The following is a 23,438-nucleotide window of genomic DNA, read 5'->3' on the forward strand; positions in this document are numbered from 1 at the left end:
TTTTTGTGTCAGGCGTACCGCGATGTCGCTGCGGTACGCGCGCCGCCTGGCTTAGAAGCGGTGACGGATACCCGTGCCCACAACGGTTTGCGAGCTGGTCGACGACATACCGCCGGCAGCGCCGACACCGGCTGCGAGGCCCGTGCCTTCGTTGTCGGAGATGTGCTGGTACGAACCCGTCAGGTACACATCGGTGCGCTTCGACAGACGGTAGTCGGCTTGCAGCGTAACGGTGTGGAACTTCGGCTTCTTGTCCGTCGAATCCTGCTTGGCCATCGTGTACGTGTACGCGGCCGACAGCGAGACTGCCGGGGTCAGCATGTAGCGACCGTTGACTTCGAAGTTGTCGAACTTCAGACCGTCGTTGTTGAAGCCAACGGCGGTGCTGTTGAAGTTGATGCCCGACAGGCCTTGGAGTTGCGTGTGGGTGTACACCAGGCCGACAGTTGCCGGGCCGAAGGCGTAGTTACCACCGATACCCCAGACGCGTTGCTTCTGCGCGTTGAAGACCGAGTCGCCACCGGCCGACGTATCGACGGCGCCGCTTGCGTTGTTGTTACCCGGATTGCCTTGGCGCTCCAGGTAAGCGGCGGCAACCGTCAGCGGGCCGTTCGCGTAGTTCACGCCGGCGCTGAATGCACGGTTGTTGGCGAAATCGCCGGCCTTGTTCGAGAAGCCATACAGGCCGCCGAAGGTCAGGCCGTTGTAGTTGGCGCTCGAGTACTTGACCGAGTTGTTCACACGGAACGAGTTGTTCGTGTTGTCGTTATCGTACGGGTGCGCTGCGATCGTGCCGCCGAACGACGAACCGTTCAGGGTCAGCGGAGCCAGGTAATCAACCAGCGAGTCGTACTGACGACCGATCGTGACCGAGCCGAACTTGTCGTTCTGCAGGCCGACGAAGGCTTGACGACCGAACATGCGGTTGTTTTGGCCCAGGCTGCCGTTGTTGATCGAGAAACCGTTTTCCAGCACGAAGATGGCCTTGTTACCGCCACCCAGGTCTTCCGAGCCCTTCAGGCCCCAACGGCTGCCGTTGACCAGGCCGCTCGTGGCGCGGAAGTTCTTCGAACCCGAAGCACCGATCGTGTTGGTCGAGTTGCTGGTGTAGGCAACGCCAGCGTCGATCAAGCCGTACAGGGTGACGCTGCTTTGTGCGTGCGCGCCCACCGAGAACGCGCCGATGGCGGCCGCGGCAAGAAGAGTTTTTTTCATGGTTTAAGCTCCAGTAACGTGACACGAATCGCAGAATTCGCGTGAAAACAGAACGCGGCGAAACAGAACATGTCGAGGTGACGGTTTGTCATTCGCGGACCCGATCAGGTATCGGCACTGCTCTGTTGACAGGGGGCAGTGTATGAGTGAGCGCTACTCCCGCCTATTTCAGAATCCGCAAGAATCTATTTCATATCTGAAAAGAATCATGCAAACGTGTCGCAAAGCGTTGTGTGACAAGGGATCGGCTTGATTAAGCGTAGGCGAGAAATGCCGATGCAAGCGAAGTGTGTTGCGCTCGGGACACAGTGAGAGCGACCTGCGAAAGCGCGTCGGAAGCGTTGTCAGTGCTGGATTTGCGCGCGACACGCGTGGGTCCGATTAGTTCCGGCGCTGCGTGATCATGTCGCAGAGGCGGTTCGCGCGGCGGGCGCATCGCACGAAACGTGTCGCGTCGACGTAGGCCTCGTTTTCGACACCTCGTACCTCATCGCTGATGACGATGAAATCGAAAAGCGCACGTGACATGCAAGTGGGCCCCGATGAGCACATCATCGCCTTGCCTCCATCGCGCGTAATGAGTGATGTCTTAGATTTTTGCGCGTGGAAAAACTCGGGCCTCACCGAAAAACCCTTTATTCATGCAGTTTTACGAGACTATTGCGAGTCCTCGAATAATTCATTGCGTCGAATGATGACAATGATTTTCGACGCCAGACCTATACTACGTTCCGCGAGAAGTAGACTTTTGCGTTGAGTGAAAAGTCTCCAAACCTTGGCGCGGCCTCATTGGCCGCGCTTTTTTTTGCCCGCGCTTTTCCCATGCCCCGTGCGACCTTCATTGTCGTCTGGCGTCGCCGCCACCCGACACCTCGACCGTTGCGTCGCCTCTACGCGAAGTGAGCCGCATTGAGGGCGTCGCCGCAATCGCGCACATGCGGAATGCTCAACTGCTTGAGCTTTCGATATAGCGACGCACGACAGAACCCGAGCGTGCGCGCGGCGGCCGAAATATTCCAGCGATGTTGCGCGAGCGCCTGCAGAATGCGCTCCCGCTCGACTTCGCTCTCGTTTCCCTGGCGCGCATCACGGGCCTGACGGTCGTGCACCCCGCCAGGTATTTCGCGCGACATCGCCGAAGCCTCGATTTCGACGCGCGACGAGGTCGCGGGCGCCATCGGTGTACTCCCCGCCGACGTGCCGCGCGACGCCCCAACGAGTTCCGGCGGCAGATCGTTTACACACAACTGGTTTGTGCTCATGACGGCACATGCGTAGCGCAACGCGGCGCGCATTTGGCGCAGGTTTCCCGGCCATGCGTGGGTGAGCAGACAAGACAGCGCTTGCGGTGACACGCGGGCGAGCGCCTGATCGGCGCGCAGTCCGGGCCACTCGTCGCAAAGCATGCGCGCGATCAGCTCCGATTTATCCTCGCGCTCGCGCAGCGTGGGCAGCGTGAGAACGCCGACCGCGATGCGGTAATAAAGATCTTCGCGGAATGTCCCGTTCGCTACGGCGCTGGCCAGATCCTGGTGCGTGGCGCAAATCAGTTGCACGTCGACGGGCACGGGATGGCTCCCGCCCAGCGGCGTGACCTCGCGCTCGGACAGCACCCGCAGCAGGCGCGTCTGCATCGCAAAGGGCATGTCGCCGATCTCATCGAGAAAGAGGGTGCCGCCGTCGGCCTGTTGCAGCTTGCCCTTCATCCCGCCCGGAAGGGCGCCGGAAAATGCGCCGCGCTGATATCCGAACAACTCGCTCTCGACGAGATGCTCCGGCAACGACGCCGTATTGATGGCGACGAATGCCTGCGCGCGCCGCTCGCTGTAGGCATGCAGCGCGCGGGCGAGAAACTCCTTGCCGGTGCCTGTCTCTCCGAGAATCAGTACCGGGATGCCGCGATCGACGAAGCGCTTGCCGCGCGCGAGCAGTTCGCGCATGCGGGCATCGGTGCCGCTCAGATCGTCGATGGCGAGATAGTCGGGGCGCATGCCGCGGGTCGATGCCGAATCGGGCGCGGCGGCGGTGATGGGGGCGGCAGGGGGGACCGGCAGGCGGGCGATGCGTTCGGCGATCGCGGCGATGCTGCTGAACGCGGTATTGGCATTGGCGGCGCCGTGGGGGGCGGCGTGGCCGACAGGTCGAGCGGGGGCGGACGCTACAGCGAGGTGAGCGGGCATGACTTGTCTCCTTCTCGTATCGGTACGAAAGGGCGCCGTCGGTGGCTTGTGGCCTGGCGATTCCTGACGTCTCTTTATATTGCGACCGGCTCGGGTGGCCAATCGCCAATGCAGGATACGACTCGAGAGTCATAACATCCAATACAATATTGATGCGCTATTAATACCTCTGAGGTATCAGATGATCGAGCTGCGTCATTTCCAATATTTCGTGGTGCTCGCGGAGACCCTGCATTTCGGCCGCGCGGCCCAGCAGCTGCACATCTCGCAGCCGCCGTTATCGCGCCAGATTGCCCTCATGGAGGCCGAGCTGGGCGTGCGGTTGTTCGAGCGCACGCGCAGAAGCGTGAGACTCACGCGCGCGGGGGCCCGCTTCTATCAGGATGCAGTGGAAATCCTCAACTCGGTCGACCGCGCGCGGCGCAATGTGGTCGCGGCGAGCCGGGGAGAGGACGGCGCCATCACGGTTGGCTTCATGATGTCCTCGGCGTACAACATTCTGCCGGCGCTTACGCGCACATACGCCGCGGCGTACTCGCGCGTCGACATGAAACTCGCGGAGACGCTGCCGAACCTGTTGGCCGACGCGGTGCGGGCGGGGAAGATCGACGTCGGCATCATGTACCGTCCCGAAGATCTCACAGGGGTGGAGACGGCGACGGTGTTTCGCGAGGAGATGGTGGCGGTATTGCCGCGCACGCACGCCCTGGCGTCGGTCGACGTGCTCGACGCCTCCCAGCTCGCCGAAGAGTCGTTCGTGAGCATTCCGCGCGAGATCGCGCCGCTCGTCTACGACCTGATCGTCGACCATTGCCGCCGCGCGGGCTTTTCGCCGCATATCCGGCTCGAGACCAATCTTCAGCAGACGATTATCAACCTCGTGGGGGAAGGGCTGGGTGTCGCGATGGTGCCGATGTCGATGAGCAGCACGAGCGCGTCGGGCAGTGCGGTCTTCAAGCCCTTGCACAACGCGCCGGTGGCCGAAGTGGCGTTGCTGTGGAGCCGGGACAATCACAACCCGTGCGTCGCCACGTTCGTGGAAAATGCGCGCGAGGTGTGGCGCGAGATGCAGCGCGCGCCGGGGGCGCGGCTGGTGCCCGACCTGCCGGACACCCGCCTGCGCTGAGCGATGGGGGCGAAGTGACGCGCCCGGGCGGCGTCAGATCTCGAGAATACCGGCCGCCACGAAACCGCCGTCGACTGGCAGGATATGACCAGTGACATACGACGAATCTTCCGACGCCAGGAAGCTGACCGCGCCCGCGATCTCACGCGGTTGGCCGTAGCGCCCCAGCGGCGTGGTCTCCGTATAGTGACGGCGCGAGATGTCGGAATGCAGCGCTTGCGTGAGCGGCGTGTCGACCGGACCCGGGGCGATGCCGTTTGCCGTAATGCCGAAGGGGGCGAGTTCGATGGCCATCTGACGGGTGAGACCGATGACCGCCGCCTTCGACGTGCCGTAGGCCGTGCGCCCGGCGCTGGCCAAGATGCCCGCGACCGACGCCAGATTCACGATCCGCCCCCAGCGCTGCTCGCGCATGAGACGCGCGGCGTGCTGACCGCACAGCAGCGTGCCGGTGAGGTTCACATTCATCACCTGATGCCAGTGATCGATCGGATAGTCGAGGAACGGAAACGTCTTGGCGATCCCTGCGTTGTTCACGAGCACGTCGCAGCGCCCGTGACGCTGCGCGACCTGTGCAAAGCCGTCGGCGATCGATTGCGCATCGCCCACATTCATGGTCAGCGCCCACGCGTTGCCACCTGCCGCGCTCAGCTTCGCCGCCGTCTCCGCCGCCGCGCCTTCGTTCAGATCGGCCACCACCACCGTCATGCCGTCCTTGACCAATCGTTCGCAAATGGCGGCGCCAATGCCCATGCCGCCGCCCGTGACCACTGCAACTTTCTCCGTCATGCTATGGACTCCTAAATTTATTGACTTCTACAGCACGGGCCCCGCCGCCAGCTGCGCGGCGGAGCCCGTCGGTAAAAACGTTAGTGAATGTGTCTTACTTCAGGAAACCGATCGAGATCCAGGGGACGAAGACCACGATGAGCAAGGCCACGAGCAGCGCGCCCATATAGGTCCACATCCGGTTGAAGACCTTGTCCGGTGAGGTCTTGCCGATGGCGCATGCGGCGTAGAAGCCCACGCCCAGCGGCGGTGCGAACAGGCCCATGCCCATCGACAGGATCACGACCATGGCGTAGTGCACGTCGTGAATGCCCATCGAACGGGCGACCGGGAAGAGCAGCGGCCCGAACAGCACGATGGCGGGAATGCCCTCGAGCACGCTGCCGAGCACGATGAACACGACCATCGAGATGAGCAGGAAGCCGATCTGCCCGCCCGGCACGCCATGCATCAGGCCGACGAGCTTCGCGGAGAAGCCCGACTGCGTCAGTGCCCATGCCATGGCGGTGGCCATGCCGATGATGAGCAGGATGGCACCGGACAGCGCGGCCGTCTCGGTGAGCAGCGGGTACAGGCGCTTGAAGTCGAGATGCTTCTTGAAGATGTGGACGATCAGGCCGATCACGATCGTGTACGCGATGCCGACGGTCGAGACCTCGGTGGCCGTGGCGGCGCCCTCGATCACGGCCGTGCGAATCAGGATCGGCAGGGCCAGGGCGGGCAGCGCCACGATGAACGTCTTGCCGATCACGCTCCACGGCGCGCGTTTCGCCGCGTGCGGCGCTTCCTTGCGCGAGCGGGCAAAGCAGACGACCACGATGGCGAGCGTGGCGATGACCGCGGGCAGCAGGCCGCCGACGAACAGGGCCGTGATCGACACGCCGCACACCGCACCGATGGTAATCAGCACGAGACTTGGCGGAATCGTCTCGGTCATGGCGCCGGTCGACGAGAGCAGCGCGACGAGGTCTTCCGGCTTGGAGCCGCGGCGTTGCATTTCGGGAAAGAGTGCCGGGGCCACGGCCGCCATGTCGGCAGCCTTTGAGCCGGAGATGCCGGACACGAGGAACATCGCGCCGAGCAGCACGTATTGCAGGCCGCCGCGCACATGCCCGAGCAGCGAGGCCATGAATTCGATCAGGCTGCGGGCGAGACCGCTCATCTCGATGAGCGCGCCGAGCAGCACGAACAGCGGCACCGACAGCAGGATGAGACCGGACATGCCTTCGTCCATGCGGCTCACCACGATCTGCAACGGTGCGTCGGTGACCAGCGCGAGATACGCCAGTGTCGCGGTGCCGAACGCGAAGGCGATGGGAATGCCGCCTGCCACGCAGGCGCCCACGATCAGCACGAAGAACACCAGCAGGTTGTAGTTGCCCATGGCGATGAGCGCCGGGCGCCCGAGCCAGAGTGCCGCACCGAGGGCGGCCACGACCAGCACGCCCAGGCCCAGCTGGCGCATGCTCGAGCAGCGAGCCAGGCGCGATATCGCGGCGATGAGCATCAGACCGGCGCCGACCGGGAGCGCCGCGGCGCGCAGCCCGTCCGGAATTTCCAGTGCCGGTGTGGTGATGTCCATCTGTTCGATGGCATGCGTGTATGCGGGCATGATGATGAGTGCCACGAACACGCAGACCGTGAGCGCGGCCATGGTCTGAAACCATTCGCGCCACGCAACGGGGAGCTTGTTGACGATGGCGGACAAACGCATGTGCTCGCCCCGGTCGAGCGCCAGCACGGCGCCGAGCATCGATAGCCAGATGAACAGGATCTGGGCGAGCTCGTCCGACCACGTGAGCGGATTGTCGAACCCGTAACGCGAGATCACGCCCGCGAGCAGGATGAGTGTCTCCGCCACCACCAGCAGCACGGCAACCGCCTCGGTGACTTTCATCACCGCGCGGTTGACGTGGCAGAAGAGGCGGGCGAGCGCGTGCGTCGGCTCGGCCGTCATCGTCAACGTTTCCATTTACGCGAGCTTCCCGGTGTACTTTTCCAACATGGCCCAAGCCTCATCGCCGAACTTCTTGTGCCATTCGGCATAGAAGCCCGCGCTGCGAAGCTTGTCGCGGAATTGCTCGTTGTTCGGCGCATTGAACACGAGGCCCTTCTGCTTGAGCTCCGCCATCACGCCGTCGTTGAGCTTGCGCACGTCGTCGCGCTGCGCCATGGCGGCAGCGTTCACGTTGGCCGTCACGATCGCCTGCAGATCCTTGGGCAGCTTGTCCCACTTCTGCTTGTTGGCGAGGAACCAGAAGCCGTCCCACATGTGATTCGTCATCGATACGTACTTCTGCACTTCGTAGAGCTTGGCCGTGGTCAGCAATGCCAGCGGGTTTTCCTGCGCTTCGACGATGTGCGTCTGCAGGGCCGAATACACTTCGGCGAAGTTGATCGACGTGGGCGATGCGTCGAACGCCTTGAACATCGACGTCCACAGCGGGCTCGTCGGGACGCGGATCTTCAGGCCCTTGAGATCGGCGGGCGAGTTGATCGGGCGGCTGCTCGTGGTGATCTGTCGATAGCCGTTCTCCCAGATCTTGTCGAAGGCGAACACCGAGGTCTTGGCGATCTGGCCGCGCACGTGCGCACCGAGGTCGCCGTCCATGGCGGCCCACACCTGGCTGTAGTCCTTGAATGCGAAGCCCACGCCGGAGATCTGTGCCGACGGCACGAGCGTGCCGAGAATCAGCGGCGAGAGCGTGAAGTAGTCGATCGCGCCTGCGCGGATCTGGCTCAGCATGTCGCTGTCGCTGCCGAGCTGGTTGTTCGGATAGATCTGGAAGTCGATGCGGCCCTTCGACTGCTCGGCGATCTTCTGCGCCATCTCCTTGGCGCGGATATTCATCGGGTGGCTGACGGGGAGATTGTTCGCGAACTTCAGCGTGAATTCGGCGGCGTGTGCCTGCGTCTGGTACAACCCCGTCGCGGCGGCTGCCGACGTGGCTGCCACGACCTTGATGAAGTGGCGGCGATCCATGGTGCTCATACTGCATGTCTCCTGTTTATTGGTTTGGTGACCGCATCTGAAGCGCGAGGCGCGCCAGCGTGTTGCCTTGCAGCGCCCCGGCCGGCTCGCGTCCTGCGGCGTGCGAGTGGCCTGGCTATCTTACGCAAGTCGAATGCCAGATCGCGCGCCGGGCGGGAAAACCCTTACGTTGTTAAGCATCGGTGAATTCCCTCGCATCGCCGCCACGCGCCACCACGCGCGCCCCGCGCTGTCTCGCTGGCTTTCGCTTGATGGGAACGGCGCGCGGCGCGACCGGTTCGCCCCTCGGCGATGACGAAGCCGCTGGCGTGCGCGACGCGTCGCGGTGCGACAGGTGTCGCATCCGCCGCGCAGTTTGCGACACCTGTCGCAGGCCGGGCATCGTCGCGATGCGACAGGTGTCGCATCGACCGCGCGACATACCCGGCGTGTTGCGGCACAGCAAATTCGCCTCACGCGGGGTGCACTCGAATTCACTTGCCCGGCGGGTGACACGCGCTTTACGCTTGCGTCAATTGCCGGCGCGCCACAAGCGTCGCCGCTGCAAGGAGGACGCAGGGGGCAGGTCGACGCCGCCCGCGCCGCACCGAATGGCGCCCGCATCACGTCAAATCGGGCAGGCGCATTTGTCTGGCATCGAAATTGCTCACCGGAGTCTGGATGACCCCAATTTTCCGGAGAACACTTCATGGTTGCTGCATGCCTTACCGGCTGGGCCCACTCCCAGTTCGGCAAACTCGATAACGTCGATGCCGAAGTTCTGCTGGCCGATGTCGCACAAGCCGCTCTCGACGACGCGGGCCTCGCGCCCGAGCAGATCGACTCGATTCATGTCGGCACCTTCAACGGCGGTTTCCTGTATCAGGACTTCCCGTCCTCGCTCGTCTTCAACCGCATTCCCGGGCTGCGCTTCAAGCCCGCCACGCGTTACGAGAACGCCTGCGCCACGGGTTCGGCCGCGGTGCACGGCGGCTTGCAATCCATCGAGGCCGGCAAGGCGACGCACGTGCTCGTGATCGGCTTCGAGAAGATGACCGAGCTGGCCACCCCGCAAGTCGGTGACGTCCTGCTCAAATGCAGCTACGCGCGGGAAGAGGCGGGCATTCCCGGCGGCTTTGCCGGCGTGTTCGGCACGATCGCGCAAACCTACTTCGAGCGTTACGGCGATCAGTCCGACGCGCTTGCACGCATCGCAGCGAAGAATCATCGCAATGGCTCGGTGAATCCCTACGCGCACATGCGCCGCGACTTCGGCTACGACTTCTGCCGTAACGTCTCGGAGAAGAATCCGTTCGTCGCCGGACCGCTCAAGCGCACCGATTGCTCGATGGTCTCCGACGGGGCCGCCGCGCTGGTGATCTCCTCGGCCGACGTCGCACGCACGATGCCCAAGGCCGTGGGCTTTCGCGCGGCCGTGCAGGTCAACGATTACCTGCCGCTTTCGCGCCGTGACCCGCTGGCCTTCGAGGGCGGTCAGCACGCCTGGCGTCAGGCGCTGGGCGTGGCGGGCGTGTCGCTGAAGGACTTGTCGCTGGTCGAGACGCATGACTGTTTCACCATCGCCGAACTGATCGAGTACGAGGCGATGGGACTCGCGAAGCCCGGCCAGGGGGCCAACGTGATCGCCGAGGGCCTGACGGAGAAGAATGGTCTGCTACCGGTCAACCCGTCGGGCGGCCTCAAGGCCAAGGGACATCCGGTCGGCGCGACGGGCGTGTCGATGCACGTGATGGCGGCCATGCAGCTCACGGGCACCGCCGGCGAGATGCAGATCCCCAACGCGAAGCTTGCGGGCGTGTTCAACATGGGCGGCGCGGCCGTCGCCAATTACGTCAGCATTCTCGAGGCGCGATGAGGCGTAGTCCGGCGCACTGAGGTGCATCGATGCGCATGGGTGTGCATCAGTGCGCATCGCGTCGCAAGCCACATCGAAGTCCATCGACGCACGCCGGACCGTTGGGGGGTGCGAAGCATGTCAGGCAGGTGGCCCGGCGCTGGCCGGGCCCGTCATATCGCAAGACTGAGCCATAAGAAAGTAGAGGAGACGAGCGACATGCTCAAGAAGGTCATGAATCTCGGCCGGCTGCTGGCCGACGTTGCCCGGCGTCACCCGGACGAGCCCGGATTGATCGTCGGCGACAAGGTCACCACTTGGGCGCAGATCGACGCTCGCGTGAACGCGGCCGTCGACGCGCTGCGCAAGTTGGGCGTGGGCAAGGGCGACAAGTTGCTGGTGCACTCGCGCAACAACCTGCCGATTTTCGAGAGCGCGTGGATCGCGTTTCGCCTCGGCGCCGTGTGGGTGCCGACGAACTTCCGCATTACCGCACCCGAGGCGGCGTATCTCGGGCAATCGAGCGGCGCGTGCGTGATGATCTACGACGCCGGCTTCGAGGGACACGTCGACGCCGTGCGTGCCGCGTCGCCCGCCCTGCGTCATGTGATCGCGCTGGGTGCGCCGCGTGCGGGCGAGTTCCATTACGAAACGCTCGTGGCCGCGCATATGGGCGCGGCCGGTTACGAGGCGGAAGTCGAGTACGAGGACCCGCTGTGGTTCTTCTACACGTCCGGCACGACCGGACATCCGAAAGCGGGTGTGCTCTCGCACGGGCAGATGGCGTTCGTCGTCACGAACCATCTGGCCGACCTGATGCCCGGCATCACGTATCGCAGCCGCTCGATGGTCGTCGCACCGCTCTCGCACGGTGCCGGTATCCACGCCATCGTCAACACCGCGCGCGGCGCGGCGAGCGTGCTGCTGCCGGGCGAAAAGATGGACGCGGCGCAGGTGTGGCAGGCGATCGAGCGCCATCGCGTGGACAACATGTTCACGGTGCCCACCATCGTGAAGATGCTCGTGGAGGATCCGGCGGTGGACCAGTACGACCACAGCTCGCTGCGTTTCGTGATCTACGCGGGTGCGCCCATGTATCGCGCCGACCAGAAATACGCGCTGCGGAAGCTGGGGCGTGTGCTGGTGCAGTACTACGGGCTGGGCGAGGTGACCGGCAACATCACTGTGTTGCCGCCGTGGCTGCATGGCGAAGACGACGATGCGCCCGATGCGCGCGTGGGCACGTGCGGCATGCCGCGCACCGGCATGGAGGTGGCGATTCTCGACGAGCGCGGCGAGCGTCAGCCGCCGTTCGCCTCGGGTGAGATCTGCGTGCGCGGTCCCGCCGTCTTCATGGGCTATCACAACAATCCGGATGCGAATGCCAAGGCGTTCAAGGATGACTGGTTCCATACGGGCGACCTGGGCCACGTCGACGCGCAGGGCTTCCTCTACATCACGGGACGCGCGTCCGACATGTACATTTCGGGCGGCTCGAACGTCTATCCGCGCGAAATCGAGGAGGCCCTGCTCACGCATCCGGCCGTGTCGGAGTGTGCGGTGCTCGGCGTGCCCGACCCGAAGTGGGGCGAGAGCGGGCTCGCGGTGGTGGTCGCCCGGGAAGGCATGGCCGCACAGGCCGATGAACTGCTCGGACATCTCGAGGCGCGCATTGCCCGATACAAGTGGCCGCGTCGCTTCGTTTTCTGGAATGCCATGCCCAAGTCGGGCTACGGCAAGATCGTGAAGAAGCAAATCAAGACGATGCTCGAAGAGCAAGGAGACTATCGACTATGAAACCTGCGCTTTCGCGGATCTATCGGCATGCAGGCGTCCCCACGTTACCCCGTGTGGAAGACTGCGTGTTGAGCGGGCAGCACGAACTGCGCGTGACGATCCGGTCTGGTGCGAATCTCGGCGAGTCCCTGCGTGCGGCGTTATCCCGCTATACGTATGGTGGCGGCGTCGGCCGTTTCTGCGCGGGCACCGCGCGAGGACTGCGGTATCACATGATCGAGACCACTGCCGACGCTGAGCGCCCGTTCGGCTACGGGGCGCCGGTCGACGAAACCCGCGAGGTGGATCTGATCGGCGGGGCCATCACGATAGGCCGTACCGCCGATGGCGCCACGCTGCTGCATTGCCATGCCGGGTTTTCCGACCCCGGCGGCGATTTGCACGGCGGCCATCTGATTCTCGATCACACCTGGGCCGGCGAGGAGCCCGTGGTGATTCGTCTGTGTCTGTTCGAACATGGCGGCTACGTGACCGGGGACGATGAGGAAACGCGCTTTCACTTGTTGCGTCCCGCGGCGATGCGACCGGGAGAGCACTCATGAGCGCGGCGCTGGAGGTTCCGGTCGCCATCGAGAACGGCACACTGGGTCGGCTGGTCGTGGCCCGTCTCAAACCCAATCAGGATCTGACCGAAAGCATCGAGGCACTGTGCGCCGAGCATGGCATTGCGCGGGCCATCGTACGCGGCGCGGTCGGCAGCCTGATCGACGCGCGTCTCGCGTTCCGAGCAGGCGACAGTTGGCGCGAGCAGCTGGTGAGCGGCCCGGGGGTGGAAATCCTCAATGTGTTCGGCGAGGTCGACGTGCGCCCCGAAGCCGCCCAGACGCTGCCCATGCTGCACGGCATGGTGGCCGACACCGAAGGCCGCATGTTCGCCGGGCGCTTCGTTCGTGGCGGCAATCTGTCGTTCATCACCATCGAGGTCACGTTGCAGGAGTGGCTGCCTGCCTAGCGCGACGTCGACACCATCGATCGCATGTTTTGACGAGGAGGCTTTTGCCTCCTCTTTTTTATCGTCAGGACGTGCCGAACGGGAACTCTCCCGCACGCGCGGCGACGCTTTTCGGAATTCGGTCGTCAGGCCAGCAGGTGTAATCGTGCCGGACATCCCGAATCGTCTGTCACATCATCCTCAGAAGGAGCGCGTCATGTTTCGTACGATATCGATGATCGTGGGCACACTTGCCGTTTTCGGTCCAACGGCGGCGCACGCGGAGATCAATGCCTGTCCGGCCGTGGCCGACATCCACCAAAGCGTGGGCAACGAGACGATCGTCTACACGGCCAACGCCAACGGCGGCACGTGGCACGGCGAGCAACCGAGAGCCTCCGAGGGCATGCTCGCGCACCTTCGCTTTTCGGGGGCTCGCTTCGATGCCAGGAAGCACAGGGTCATGTGCGACTATGTCGCCGACCCGGCACTCGGGGGTGGTTTGCGCATGAGTCTTTCGGATGCGACCCGCGCCGTGGGCGCTGCATGGGTCGCGTCGTCCGATGTCAGTTCGGGGCCCGCGTGGACTTGTGCGGAGCGCAATCCCGTGAACTGTTCGTTCAGCACGAAGTCGCGGCGGGATCCGGGGCATCGGGGTGATATGCGCCCCGATGCCGGTTGACCGTATTGCGGGGCGTGGTTCAGGCCACGGTCGGCTGGATCAGACCGTCTTCGCGGAACATGTGCTTGATGCCACGTACGGCCTGACGAATGCGCGATTCGTTCTCGATCAGGGCGAAGCGCACATACTCGTCGCCGTACTCGCCGAAGCCGATGCCCGGCGAGACCGAGACCTTGGCCTGGGCGAGCAGTTTCTTGGCGAATTCGAGTGAGCCGAGCGCCCGATACGGTTCGGGAATGCGCGCCCAGATGTACATCGACGCGCGCGGCAGGTCGACGGCCCAGCCCGCTTCCGTGAGCCCCTTGTAGAGCACGTCGCGGCGGCGCTGGTACTGCTCGCGGATCTCCTCGACGCACTGCTGGTCGCCTTCTAGCGCGGCGATGGCGGCGACCTGAACTGGCGTGAACGTGCCGTAGTCGTGATAGCTCTTGATGCGCGCGAGCGCCGCGACCAGCTCGGCGTTGCCGACCATGAAGCCGATGCGCCAGCCGGCCATGTTGTAGCTCTTGGACAGCGTGAAGAATTCGACGGCCACGTCCTTTGCGCCGGGCACTTGCATGATCGACGGCGCCTTGTACCCGTCGTACACGATATCGGCGTACGCGAGGTCGTGCACCACGAGAATGTCGTGCTTGCGCGCGAGGTCGATCACGCGCTCGAAGAATTCCAGCTCGACGCACTGCGCCGTGGGGTTCGACGGGAAGCCGAGAATCACCATCTTGGGCTTCGGATGACTCTCGCGAATGCCGCGCTCCAACTCGGTGAAGAAGTCGATGCCCGGCGTCATCGGCACGGAGCGGATGTTCGCGCCCGCGATGACCGCGCCGTAGATATGGATCGGATACGACGGGTTCGGCACCAGCACCGTGTCGCCCTGATCCAGCGTGGCGAGCATCAGGTGGGCGAGACCTTCCTTCGAGCCGATGGTGACGATGGCTTCGCGCTCGGGGTCGAGCTCGACGTCGTAGCGATCCTTGTACCAGCGTGTGATGGCGCGACGCAGGCGCGGAATGCCGCGCGAGGTCGAATAGCCGTGCGTATCGGGGCGTTGCGCGACCTCGACGAGCTTGCTGACGATATGCGGGGGCGTGGCACCGTCGGGATTGCCCATGGACAGGTCGATGATGTCTTCGCCTCGGCGGCGTGCCGCCATCTTTAGCTCGGCGGTGATGTTGAATACGTACGGGGGAAGGCGATTGATGCGCGAAAAGCTGCGCGAGCTCGGGGAGCTGGACATGGGAATCCTGGAACGTAAGCGCCCGGAACCGTCCGAGCGACGCCGATGTGCTGGCCACACCGTGATGGCGAATGTAGCGCGGCGTGCGTCGCTTAGGCAAGCGATTTCTGCCGTTCGCTTTTCCGGCGGACGAAGGGATGGCGGGAAGCACCTGCCGGGTAGACGTTGGGAGAGCGCAGCAGGCACCACGGGGGCCGACGAAGCTGACGCAGCCGATAAAGCTGATAACGCCGATAAAGGCGATGATGCCAACAAAGTCGAGGAAGGCAAGGAAGCGCCAGGGCGGCAAATTGGCAAAGCGGCGTCGGTTATGATGAGCGCCCGAGCGTTCGAGCAAAGGGGAGGAGGGCGATGCCGTATCTGTATCTGCTGGTAGCGATCGTGGCGGAGGTCATTGCAACGTCGGCTCTGAAAGCGTCGGAGGGATTTACGCGGGTGGGGCCGGTCGCGCTGGTGGTCGTGGGGTACGGCCTGGCGTTCTACATGCTTTCGCTCACGTTGCGCTCGATTCCCGTGGGCATCGCGTACGCGATGTGGTCGGGCCTTGGCATCGTGCTGATCTCGATTGCCTCGCGCGTGCTGTTCGGGCAGAAGCTCGACGCCCCGGCCATGGTTGGCATGGCGCTCATCATCGCGGGCGTGCTGGTCATGAATCTCTGGTCGAAGTCGTCGGCACACTGAGCGGACGCGACGCGCGCAATTTGCCGGAATGGCGAGGACTGGCTGAGTCGTCCGATGCGTCCGACTCGTTCGATTTGTTCGATTTGTTCGATTTGTTCGGATTGCCTAGTGCTTTCGTCCCGCTGACTGGCGGGCGTTCTCACACGTTCGCTTCGGCTTCGGCGAGTACGGCCTTGAGCGCGGAGATGCACAGATCGATGTCGGCGCGCTCGATGACGAGCGGCGGTGCGAGTCGCAGCACGGTCGAGCGTGTCTCCTTCGCGAGCACTCGGCGGTGCAGCAGCCGCAGTGCGAGGTTGTGCGCGTCGGCCAGTGCCGGATCGATCTCGATGCCGACCCAGAGTCCGCGCCCACGAATTTCGCGCACGAGCGGCGAGTGGATCGCATGCAGGCGGACAAGCAGGTACTCCCCCATCTCCGCACTGCGGCCGGGCAGGTCTTCGTCGGCCATCACGTCGAGGGCTTCGAGCGCGACGGTGGCCGCGAGCGCGTTGCCGCCGAATGTCGAACCGTGGCTGCCGGGTTCGAACAGATCGATGATGTCGCGGCGTGCCACGAAGGCCGAGACAGGGAGCAGTCCGCCGCCGAGCGCCTTGCCGAGCATGACGCCGTCGGGCACCACGTCTTCGTGCTGATAAGCGAACCAGCGCCCTGTGCGTCCCAGCCCGGACTGGATTTCGTCGAGGAGCATGAGCACGTTGCGCTCGGTGCACAGCGCGCGCAGGTCACGCAGAAAGCCGTCCGGCGGGATCACGATACCGCCCTCGCCCTGAATCGTTTCGAAGAGCACGGCGCAGGTGTTGGGGGTGATGGCGGCGCGTACGGCGTCGATATCGCCGAAGGGCACGCGCACGAAGCCGGGCGCGAAGGGGCCGAAGTCGGCGCGATAGGAGGGTTCGGAGGAGAACCCCACGACGGTGGTGGTTCGCCCGTGGAAGTTGCCGTCGGCCACGACGATCTCGGCCTTGTCCGCGGGGATGCGCTTGACGCTGTAGCCCCAGCGGCGCGCGGCCTTGATGGCGGTCTCGACGGCCTCGGCGCCGGTATTCATGGGCAGGGCGCCGCCAAGCGTGGTGAGGTCACACAGGCGTTCGAGGAAGGCGCCGAGCCGATCCGTGTAGAACGCCCGGGAAACGACGGCGAGCCGTTGCGCCTGCGCGGTGAGCGCGGCGACCAGACGCGGGTGCGCGTGGCCGTGGCTGACGGCGGAATAGGCGCTCATCATGTCGAGATAACGATTGCCCTCGACGTCCCAGACCCAGACGCCTTTGGCGTGCGAGAGCACGACGGGCAGCGGCGCGTAATTGTGAGCGCCAAAGCGTTGTTCGCGTTCGATTTCGTTCATGAGCGCGCTCCTCCACGTCACCAGTCTAGATGCGAACGCGCTGATACGTAAAGAGGACAACTTCTGCAACGGCGTCGATGAAAATGGCATGCGCGTGCGCTATAATCCGCGATTACCCTTGCGTGACTCGGTCGCGTTGCGCGAAGGGTGCGCCGACAGCGGTATCAGGCCGCCGCCGCACGCGTCATCAAGTCACGCACGCACTGCCCATAGCTCAGTTGGATAGAGCATCGGCCTTCTAAGCCGACGGTCGGGGGTTCGAATCCCTCTGGGCAGGCCAGTATTCACCAGGACACATTGTCGCGTCGGAAATCAGCGCCGAGCGACGGTGCTGGTTTCACATCGTTACTTTCCCGCCATATCCAGCGACGCCACCAGCGCAATTCGCTCGGCGCGCAATTGCTCGTCGTCGCGAAACGCGGTTCCCTGGAGCGCCAGGAACCGAAGCGACTTCAGCCCGATGCAGGCGAATGCCGCGCGCAGGTAAGGCGTGAGGAAGTCGGGCTGCTTCGCATGCTCTCCGGTGAAGACCCCGCCGGATGCGATGCCGACATATACCGGCTTGTCCTGCAGCAGCCCGATCTTCTCGCCCGTGGGCGCGGTGCCGATCGTGCGTCTCACGCGCAACACCTGATCGATCCACGCCTTCAGATTGGACGGCACCGTGAAGTTGTTGACGGGCGTGCCGATGACGAGCGCGTCGGCGTCTTCGACCTCGCGGATCAGTTGCTCCGAGAGTTGCGTCGCGGTCAGTGCCTGCTCGGCGTCGAGCGACGCAGGTGACGACAGGGCATTGGCGTAACTGGCGTCCGCATGCGGGACGGGCTCGCGCCCCAGGTCGCGTCGGATGATGCTTGCCCCGGGGGCGAACGCGAGAAGACGCACCACGATGTCCGCCGACATCTTGCGGCTGTGCGATACGTCTCTCGGGCTGCAGTCGATGTGCAGGATCTTCATGAAGTTGGCGCTTGTCGCAAAAGGTTACTGGCGCATGCCGATCGCCAGGCGGTTGAACGCGCTCATCAAGGCAATCGCAAAAGTAAGATCGGAAATCTCCACGTCGCTGAAGCAGGTTTCGAGCGGCGTGTAATCCTCGTCCGGTGCGTGGGTCTGGTCGACGTGCGTGAGCGATTCCGTCCATGCCAGCGCGGCACGCTCGCGATCCGTGAAGTATTCGCTCACGCGCCATCCGGCGAGACTGTCCAGCTTCGCCTCCGGCATGCCGCTCGAACGCAATGCCTTGGTGTGCATCTCCAGACAATACGCGCAGCCGTTGATTTGGGATATCCGCAACCACACCAGTTCGATCATCTCCTTGCCCAGCGGGCCCTTGAACAAGGCAGTCTTGGTGGCGCCCAGGCCGCGATAGGCGTCGGCGGAAAGCGTGTTGTATGGCAGGCGTTTCGGTGTACTCATGATTAGCTCGGATGTTGCGAGATCTCGGAATTCGAGAGACTCAAGGGAAAAAAGGAAGGTGACAGAGCGGTGCCGGGCTTACAGCGCCTGACGGAAGTGCATGCCCATGGCCAACAGCCCTTGCCGGAAATAGAAGCGTTGCGCGAGCGCATTGCCAAGACCCGTGTCGAGCACGAAGTGCGCACATTCGTGACGGCGCGCCTCGTCGCGCAGCGCGTCCAGTAGCCTGGCACCCAGCCCGTGACTGCGCACGTCGGCAGTGGTGACCAGATCGTCCACGTAAAGGAAGCGTCCGTAGATCGTGTTTTCCTGCAGACGGTAGCCGGCCAACGCCTTGACCTGATCGTCCTGCCAGGCGGCCAGAATCCGGTATCCCTGCCTGGCCTGCCGATGTACCTGGGCGGTGAACGTCACGGCGTCGGTCAAATGCGGGCGCAGCTCCCGCATCACGCCGAAGCCGGCCTCAATGTCCTGATCGCTGTCGAGATGACGCAATTGAAAGGTTGTCATGGGATGTTCCTTGTCGTCGAGCCATTAATGTAGACTTTCGATGGCCTACTCCATAGGTCCAAGAATTGAAGATATTAGTGGGGCATCGATGATGGACTTTCAGCAACTCAAACCGAGTCGGGATCACAGCGGTCCGGTCTATCTGCAGCTGTACCGGCGCTATCGGGAGGCCATCGCCAGCGGCATGCTGGGGCCGGGCGACCGCGTGCCGTCGGTGCGCAGTCTCGCCAGCGCCCTGAACCTTGCACGCGGTACCGTCGAGACGGCCTACCAGATGCTGGCGAGCGAGGGGTATTTCGTGACGCGCGGCGCGGCGGGGACGGTGGTGTCACCGCGGCTCGCGAACCTGCCCGATCCGGCGATTGCCGGTGCGAGGGTGCCGTCCGGGGCCGATGCCTGGCGGGCGCCGCAGGCGGCATCCGGCGACGTCGCACCGTTTCAACTCGGGTTGCCCGCGTTGGACGCGTTTCCGCGCAAGGTATGGGCGCGTCTGGCCGGGCGAAGCGTGCGTGCGCTGGAGACGGCGGCCATGACCGTTCCCGATTCCGCCGGGTACGCGCCGCTCCGGCATGCGATCGCCGGATACCTCGGCATCTCCCGGGGCATCGTTTGCGCCCCGGAGCAGGTTTTCGTGACGCCAGGGTATCGCGGCGCGCTCGATCTGGTATGCCGCGCACTACTCGAGCCCAGGGATGCCGGGTGGTACGAGGATCCGGGGTACCTGTTCGCGCGTGAGTGTCTGACGCGCGCAGGTATGGCGCTGACGCCGGTGCCTGTGGACGACGAGGGGCTGAACGTAAAGACAGGGCAGCAGCGTGCGCCGAAGGCGCGCTTCGCCGTGGTGACGCCAACGCACCAGAGTCCCACCGGGGTGGCGCTGTCGTTGCCGCGGCGACTGGAACTGCTGGCGTGGGCACAAGACTCGCGGGCGTGGATCATCGAGGACGACTACGACAGCGAGTTCCGCTACCACGGTCGCCCGCTACCGGCGCTCAAGAGTCTGGATCAGAACGATCGCGTGCTTTATACGGGCACCTTCAGCAAGGTGCTGTTCCCGGGCCTGCGCCTGGCCTATCTTGTGGTGCCGCGGTCGCAGATCGCCAGGTTTCGGGATATCGTCGTCCACATGCCGGGCCCCGGCGCGATTCTGCTGCAGGGCATGGTCGCCGATTTCATGGAACAGGGACACTTTGCCCGGCACTTGCGCAAGATGCGCAGCCTGTACGCGCAACGCCGGGGCTATCTCGTCGACGCATTGGCGCAAACCTTTGGCGAGCGCCTGCTCGTGCAACCGCAGGCCGGCGGGATTCATGTGCTGGCGCATCTGGCGCGAGGCGAGAACGACAGCGCACTGGCCGCGGCGGCACGCGCACGCGGGCTGGCGGTGCAGGCGTTGAGCGACTGGCGGGCACGGCGGGGCGGCAAGGGCGGCCTGCTGATGGGTTTCGCCAATTTTGCATCGGACGCCGCGGCGCTTGCCGCAGTCACGCGGCTGGCCGCCGCACTGCCCGGCGACTGAGTCCCGCGCCAAGCAATCGTCCGCGTCTCGGGAGGCGACGCGACATGCCCGGCACCGACGCCCCTTCGCTATGCGCGGTCGCCGAGTACCGTGGCGCGCGTGAAGGCTTCGATGTTGTCCAGCAGGGCGTCCAGCCCTTCGCCCGCCCGTTTGACATCGCCGGCCGCAATCGCTTCGGCGACTTCCGCGTGCAAACGCGCCATGGTCGGCAGGTCTGCCGCTTCCTTGTAGTGGTAGTACCAGAAGCGGCGCGACAGACCATGCATCAGGCGCATGGCGCCTTCGGCGAATTCGTTGCGCGCGGCCACCAGGCAAAGTTCGTTGAACTCGCGATCGGCGCGCACGAACTCCACGTCCTTGCCGCTTCGCGCCGAGCTCCTGAAGGCCTTGGCGAGGCGCGTGAAATGTGCGCGCTGCTCGACGGTCGCCTTCTTCGCCGCGCTTCTCGCGATGAGGCGCTCCACCTCCCGACGCGTCTCGAGCAATCGCAGTTGCTTGGCCACGTCCATCGGCGGCACCAGCAGTCCGCGCTGCGGCAACACCACGATCAAATGCTCTCGCGCCAGCCGCTGGATCGCCTCGCGAATCGGCGTACGGCCGAACCCCGTCATTTCGCTCAACTGCAATTCCGAAAGCGTGGAGCCCGGTGCGAGCCGCAGCGTCACGATGGCCTCTTCGATCCACTCGTACGCCATGTCGACCATTCGGCCACGCGGAATGACATCCGTTCGGGCGCCCGAAGCCGCCATCACTTCCGATTTTTCTGTGCGTTGCGTCGTTTTTCTTGTGGCCATTTGGTCAAAGCCGAGAACAAATATTAATTGTATATCACCTGCTTCCGGCGCCGTTTCCGCCTGCGATCGCGCGCGTTCGGCCTTCATTTCGGCCACGCAGGGGGCGGATATTGCGCCGCCTGCGTCTCGTCTTCCCCCTGGAATGCCTTGCATGCCCTCCGGGATTTCCCCGGGGGGAAGGCGACTTGTTCACGTCATCTGATGTGCTATTACTAATCAACTAATATATTACTAGCGTGGGGCACGCAGGCAATGGACATTCGACGTGTAGGGAATCCCGATGGTTTTCCGGTGGTGGCCTTGCACGGCATACAGGGAACGAGCGACGCTTGGACGCCTTTGGCGACCGCGCTCGGCGATACCTTCCTGTTCATCCTGCCCAACATGCCCGGTCGTGGTCGCGCGGGCTATCCCGCATCGCCCGACGAATGCCGCGCGGACGCCTTCGCACGGCGGGCGAGTGAAGTCATCGAGCGTGAAGTCGGAGATCGTCCCTTTGCCCTTGCGGGCTGGAGCATGGGGGTGTCGGTCATTTTCGAGTTGCTCACGCGTCTGGCGGGTGGTGCTGCCCGCCATGCGCCGCCGATGGCCACGGTGCTGATGTCCGGTACGGCGCAACTCGACGAGGTGGCGTGGTTCGGTGCGTCCGACGAGGCCGCCCTTCTCGACGAGATCCGGCAACGCGAGCGGCGATTGGGGCTCACGCAGGCGGCGCACCCCGAAGTCGTTGCGTGGACCTGGCGCGCGTTGCGACCGGTCTCGCATCTCGCGAATCTGGTTCACGTCACCATGCCCACGCTGATCGTGCATGGCAGCGACGATGAGGATTGTCCCGTCGCCCACGCCCGGCGAATGCAGGCCGGCATGCGCCACGCCACGTTGCAGGTGATACCCGGCGCGCGTCATTCGCTGCTGACACAGAACACACAGCAGGTCGGCGCGGCGATGCGGGCATTTCTGAGCGCACACGGCGCTACCCCGCGACCGGCGATTCAACACGAGGAGAATTCATGAGAATCGAAGACTGCATCCATTTCTGCGCGCCATCGCGGCTCGTCATCGAACTGGGCTATCGCCACAAGCTTCCCCGCTTGCTCCAGACGCTGGGCTACCGGCGCGGCGTGCTCGTCACCGACGCGTTTTTCGAGCACAAGACGCCATGGGTATCCGATTACGTGGCTGCGTGTGCGCGTCTCGGGATTCACGTCGACGTCTACGCCGCGGGGGCGCCTGATCCCACGACCGACCTGTGCGATCGCGCGAGCGCCGAACTTCGCGGCATGCTCGGTACCCAACTGCCTGATCACGTCGTCTCGCTCGGTGGCGGCAGCAACATCGATCTGGCCAAGGCGCTGTGCCTGACACTGGCCTCGGGGCGACCGATACGCGACTACGGCGCCGGCGTGCCCACCGACGCGCCGGTCATCGACCATATCTCGATGCCGACCACCGCGGGGACCGGCTCCGAGCTAACGCCGGGCACGATTCTGTTCGATCCCGAAACCGGCATCAAAACGGCGGTCATGGACAACCGGCTGCGCCCGGTGATTGCCGTCATCGACCCCGAACTGACATTCACCTGTCCGCCGAGGGTCACGGCAGAGTCCGGCCTCGACGCGCTGACTCACGCGCTCGAATCGTTCGTCACGCTCGATTCGAGCCGCTTCGACCGTGCCGGCAGCGTCGACCCCGGTTACAGCGGACGCAATGGCCTGACCATGATCTTCGCGCGCGAGTCCATCCGCCTGGCCGCGAAATATCTCGTGCGCTGCTATGAGAACGGCGGCGATGTCGAGGCGCGGGTGGGCATGTGTTACGCAAGCGTCTACGCCGCGATGTCGTACGGCAGCGCGGGGCTCAACGCCGTACACGGCATTGCCTACGGGGTGGCCGCACTCACACACAAGTCGCACGGTGCCACGAACGCCGTGGTCCTGCCCTATGTGATCGACGCACTCACGCACAGCCGGCGCGCCGAGTTGCTCGAAGTCGCGCGCCTGTTCGGCATCGATACCTCCGACGAGGACCAGGCGGTTCGCGCGCTGCCACGCGCGCTGCGCGATCTCGTCGGCAGGCTCGGCATTCCCACCGACCTCGATGCCTTTGGTGTTGCACAGGCATCTCTGGATCATCTGCTGGCCGACTCGCTTGGCGTGACTCGGCTGGCCAAGGCATTCCCTGTCGGGAATATCGAAGCGAGCTATGCGCAAATTATCGACAACGCATGGCGAGGAGCGCTTCGAGACGAGAAGGCGGAGAGGCTCTCGGCTGCCTGAGCACGCCGGGGCGAGGCCTTGCGCCTGGCGCCGGCGTGGCGGGTCAGCCGCGCAAAGACACCAATCGATACTCGGCCGGACCACCGGTCGCTTTGCGCCTCGAAGTCTAATATG

General features: G+C 64.3%; 21 protein-coding genes and 1 tRNA gene. 11 read left to right on the forward strand and 11 right to left on the reverse strand.

Features of this window, described 5'->3' with window-relative positions:
* Positions 1-51: 51 nt before the first annotated feature.
* On the reverse strand, positions 52-1,215 hold the full coding sequence (locus LV28_RS30030) for a porin (RefSeq protein WP_023594682.1): 1,164 nt from the start codon (positions 1,213-1,215) through the stop codon (positions 52-54).
* A gap of 890 nt (positions 1,216-2,105) precedes the next feature.
* On the reverse strand, positions 2,106-3,206 hold the full coding sequence (locus LV28_RS30035) for a sigma-54-dependent Fis family transcriptional regulator (protein ID WP_028730844.1): 1,101 nt from the start codon (positions 3,204-3,206) through the stop codon (positions 2,106-2,108).
* Between the two features lie 370 nt (positions 3,207-3,576).
* Here LV28_RS30035 and LV28_RS30040 point away from each other — a divergent pair, with 370 nt between their 5' ends.
* Positions 3,577-4,521, forward strand: coding sequence for a LysR family transcriptional regulator (locus LV28_RS30040; protein WP_023594685.1), 945 nt, complete (start codon positions 3,577-3,579; stop codon positions 4,519-4,521).
* 33 nt (positions 4,522-4,554) lie between these two features.
* On the opposite strand, the gene LV28_RS30045 is transcribed toward LV28_RS30040, so the two are convergent.
* The 3 genes from LV28_RS30045 to LV28_RS30055 form a co-directional block, all read right to left on the reverse strand.
* The gene (locus LV28_RS30045; RefSeq protein WP_023594686.1) at positions 4,555-5,310 is read right to left on the reverse strand and encodes an SDR family NAD(P)-dependent oxidoreductase; all 756 of its coding nucleotides are present in this window, start codon (positions 5,308-5,310) and stop codon (positions 4,555-4,557) included.
* A gap of 94 nt (positions 5,311-5,404) precedes the next feature.
* Positions 5,405-7,267, reverse strand: coding sequence for a TRAP transporter large permease (locus tag LV28_RS30050; protein WP_048806709.1), 1,863 nt, complete (start codon positions 7,265-7,267; stop codon positions 5,405-5,407).
* 15 nt (positions 7,268-7,282) lie between these two features.
* On the reverse strand, positions 7,283-8,302 hold the full coding sequence (locus tag LV28_RS30055) for a TRAP transporter substrate-binding protein (RefSeq protein WP_038618464.1): 1,020 nt from the start codon (positions 8,300-8,302) through the stop codon (positions 7,283-7,285).
* Positions 8,303-8,990: 688 nt separating this feature from the next.
* Here LV28_RS30055 and LV28_RS30065 point away from each other — a divergent pair.
* The 5 genes from LV28_RS30065 (at position 8,991) to LV28_RS30085 (ending at position 13,546) form a co-directional block, all read left to right on the forward strand.
* Positions 8,991-10,157: an acetyl-CoA acetyltransferase gene (locus LV28_RS30065; protein WP_038618458.1), complete on the forward strand. Its 1,167-nt coding sequence runs from the start codon at positions 8,991-8,993 to the stop codon at positions 10,155-10,157.
* Positions 10,158-10,322: 165 nt separating this feature from the next.
* Complete coding sequence (locus LV28_RS30070; RefSeq protein ID WP_369798644.1) at positions 10,323-11,933, forward strand: acyl-CoA synthetase; 1,611 nt, start codon at positions 10,323-10,325, stop codon at positions 11,931-11,933.
* Complete coding sequence (locus LV28_RS30075) at positions 11,930-12,475, forward strand: PPC domain-containing DNA-binding protein (RefSeq protein ID WP_038618455.1); 546 nt, start codon at positions 11,930-11,932, stop codon at positions 12,473-12,475. The genes LV28_RS30070 and LV28_RS30075 overlap by 4 nt, the downstream gene beginning before the upstream one ends.
* The gene (locus LV28_RS30080) at positions 12,472-12,885 is read left to right on the forward strand and encodes a PPC domain-containing DNA-binding protein (protein ID WP_028730939.1); all 414 of its coding nucleotides are present in this window, start codon (positions 12,472-12,474) and stop codon (positions 12,883-12,885) included. The genes LV28_RS30075 and LV28_RS30080 overlap by 4 nt, the downstream gene beginning before the upstream one ends.
* 196 nt (positions 12,886-13,081) lie before the next feature.
* Positions 13,082-13,546 carry a DUF3757 domain-containing protein gene (locus tag LV28_RS30085; protein ID WP_024788753.1) on the forward strand — a complete coding sequence of 155 codons (465 nt, stop codon included), beginning with the start codon at positions 13,082-13,084 and terminating at the stop codon, positions 13,544-13,546.
* 19 nt (positions 13,547-13,565) lie between these two features.
* On the opposite strand, the gene alaC is transcribed toward LV28_RS30085, so the two are convergent.
* Positions 13,566-14,783: an alanine transaminase gene (alaC, locus tag LV28_RS30090; protein ID WP_023594695.1), complete on the reverse strand. Its 1,218-nt coding sequence runs from the start codon at positions 14,781-14,783 to the stop codon at positions 13,566-13,568.
* 351 nt (positions 14,784-15,134) lie between these two features.
* Here alaC and LV28_RS30095 point away from each other — a divergent pair, with 351 nt between their 5' ends.
* Positions 15,135-15,464 carry a DMT family transporter gene (locus LV28_RS30095; RefSeq protein ID WP_023594696.1) on the forward strand — a complete coding sequence of 110 codons (330 nt, stop codon included), beginning with the start codon at positions 15,135-15,137 and terminating at the stop codon, positions 15,462-15,464.
* 139 nt (positions 15,465-15,603) lie between these two features.
* On the opposite strand, the gene rocD is transcribed toward LV28_RS30095, so the two are convergent.
* Positions 15,604-16,809 (reverse strand): ornithine--oxo-acid transaminase, encoded by a 1,206-nt coding sequence (gene rocD, locus LV28_RS30100; protein WP_038618451.1) that lies wholly within the window; start codon positions 16,807-16,809, stop codon positions 15,604-15,606.
* A 203-nt stretch (positions 16,810-17,012) separates the two neighbouring features.
* Between rocD and LV28_RS30105 the strand changes: the two genes are divergently transcribed.
* Positions 17,013-17,089, forward strand: a tRNA-Arg gene (locus LV28_RS30105).
* Between the two features lie 65 nt (positions 17,090-17,154).
* Here LV28_RS30105 and LV28_RS30110 read toward each other — a convergent pair.
* From LV28_RS30110 to LV28_RS30120, 3 genes are all read right to left on the reverse strand, one after another.
* Positions 17,155-17,766, reverse strand: coding sequence for an FMN-dependent NADH-azoreductase (locus tag LV28_RS30110; protein WP_038618448.1), 612 nt, complete (start codon positions 17,764-17,766; stop codon positions 17,155-17,157).
* 24 nt (positions 17,767-17,790) lie between these two features.
* On the reverse strand, positions 17,791-18,225 hold the full coding sequence (locus LV28_RS30115; protein ID WP_038618445.1) for a carboxymuconolactone decarboxylase family protein: 435 nt from the start codon (positions 18,223-18,225) through the stop codon (positions 17,791-17,793).
* 78 nt (positions 18,226-18,303) lie between these two features.
* Entirely contained in the window at positions 18,304-18,735 is a 432-nt protein-coding gene (locus tag LV28_RS30120) for a GNAT family N-acetyltransferase (protein WP_023594779.1), read from the reverse strand.
* 91 nt (positions 18,736-18,826) lie between these two features.
* On the opposite strand from LV28_RS30120, the gene pdxR reads away from it, so the two are divergent.
* Positions 18,827-20,254, forward strand: coding sequence for a MocR-like pyridoxine biosynthesis transcription factor PdxR (gene pdxR, locus LV28_RS30125; RefSeq protein WP_038618442.1), 1,428 nt, complete (start codon positions 18,827-18,829; stop codon positions 20,252-20,254).
* 68 nt (positions 20,255-20,322) lie between these two features.
* On the opposite strand, the gene LV28_RS30130 is transcribed toward pdxR, so the two are convergent.
* Positions 20,323-21,003, reverse strand: a complete 681-nt coding sequence (locus LV28_RS30130) for a GntR family transcriptional regulator (protein ID WP_024788759.1) — start codon at positions 21,001-21,003, stop codon at positions 20,323-20,325.
* A gap of 297 nt (positions 21,004-21,300) precedes the next feature.
* Between LV28_RS30130 and LV28_RS30135 the strand changes: the two genes are divergently transcribed.
* Positions 21,301-22,062, forward strand: coding sequence for an alpha/beta fold hydrolase (locus LV28_RS30135; protein WP_025250423.1), 762 nt, complete (start codon positions 21,301-21,303; stop codon positions 22,060-22,062).
* A complete protein-coding gene (locus tag LV28_RS30140; RefSeq protein WP_038618439.1) occupies positions 22,059-23,324 on the forward strand; it encodes an iron-containing alcohol dehydrogenase in 1,266 nt (421 codons plus the stop codon). The genes LV28_RS30135 and LV28_RS30140 overlap by 4 nt, the downstream gene beginning before the upstream one ends.
* Positions 23,325-23,438 lie beyond the last annotated feature (114 nt).

Origin of the sequence: Pandoraea pnomenusa, assembly GCF_000767615.3 — a bacterium.
GTDB lineage: Bacteria > Pseudomonadota > Gammaproteobacteria > Burkholderiales > Burkholderiaceae > Pandoraea > Pandoraea pnomenusa.

Coding starts and splice junctions, on each gene's coding strand:
- LV28_RS30030 (WP_023594682.1), bottom strand. CDS start 1,215: ATGAAAAAAACTCTTCTTGCCGCGGCCGCCATCGGCGCGTTCTCGGTG.
- LV28_RS30035 (WP_028730844.1), bottom strand. CDS start 3,206: ATGCGCCCCGACTATCTCGCCATCGACGATCTGAGCGGCACCGATGCC.
- LV28_RS30040 (WP_023594685.1), top strand. CDS start 3,577: ATGATCGAGCTGCGTCATTTCCAATATTTCGTGGTGCTCGCGGAGACC.
- LV28_RS30045 (WP_023594686.1), bottom strand. CDS start 5,310: ATGACGGAGAAAGTTGCAGTGGTCACGGGCGGCGGCATGGGCATTGGC.
- LV28_RS30050 (WP_048806709.1), bottom strand. CDS start 7,267: ATGACGGCCGAGCCGACGCACGCGCTCGCCCGCCTCTTCTGCCACGTC.
- LV28_RS30055 (WP_038618464.1), bottom strand. CDS start 8,302: ATGAGCACCATGGATCGCCGCCACTTCATCAAGGTCGTGGCAGCCACG.
- LV28_RS30065 (WP_038618458.1), top strand. CDS start 8,991: ATGGTTGCTGCATGCCTTACCGGCTGGGCCCACTCCCAGTTCGGCAAA.
- LV28_RS30075 (WP_038618455.1), top strand. CDS start 11,930: ATGAAACCTGCGCTTTCGCGGATCTATCGGCATGCAGGCGTCCCCACG.
- LV28_RS30080 (WP_028730939.1), top strand. CDS start 12,472: ATGAGCGCGGCGCTGGAGGTTCCGGTCGCCATCGAGAACGGCACACTG.
- LV28_RS30085 (WP_024788753.1), top strand. CDS start 13,082: ATGTTTCGTACGATATCGATGATCGTGGGCACACTTGCCGTTTTCGGT.
- alaC (WP_023594695.1), bottom strand. CDS start 14,783: ATGTCCAGCTCCCCGAGCTCGCGCAGCTTTTCGCGCATCAATCGCCTT.
- LV28_RS30095 (WP_023594696.1), top strand. CDS start 15,135: ATGCCGTATCTGTATCTGCTGGTAGCGATCGTGGCGGAGGTCATTGCA.
- rocD (WP_038618451.1), bottom strand. CDS start 16,809: ATGAACGAAATCGAACGCGAACAACGCTTTGGCGCTCACAATTACGCG.
- LV28_RS30110 (WP_038618448.1), bottom strand. CDS start 17,766: ATGAAGATCCTGCACATCGACTGCAGCCCGAGAGACGTATCGCACAGC.
- LV28_RS30115 (WP_038618445.1), bottom strand. CDS start 18,225: ATGAGTACACCGAAACGCCTGCCATACAACACGCTTTCCGCCGACGCC.
- LV28_RS30120 (WP_023594779.1), bottom strand. CDS start 18,735: ATGACAACCTTTCAATTGCGTCATCTCGACAGCGATCAGGACATTGAG.
- pdxR (WP_038618442.1), top strand. CDS start 18,827: ATGGACTTTCAGCAACTCAAACCGAGTCGGGATCACAGCGGTCCGGTC.
- LV28_RS30130 (WP_024788759.1), bottom strand. CDS start 21,003: ATGGCGGCTTCGGGCGCCCGAACGGATGTCATTCCGCGTGGCCGAATG.
- LV28_RS30135 (WP_025250423.1), top strand. CDS start 21,301: ATGGACATTCGACGTGTAGGGAATCCCGATGGTTTTCCGGTGGTGGCC.
- LV28_RS30140 (WP_038618439.1), top strand. CDS start 22,059: ATGAGAATCGAAGACTGCATCCATTTCTGCGCGCCATCGCGGCTCGTC.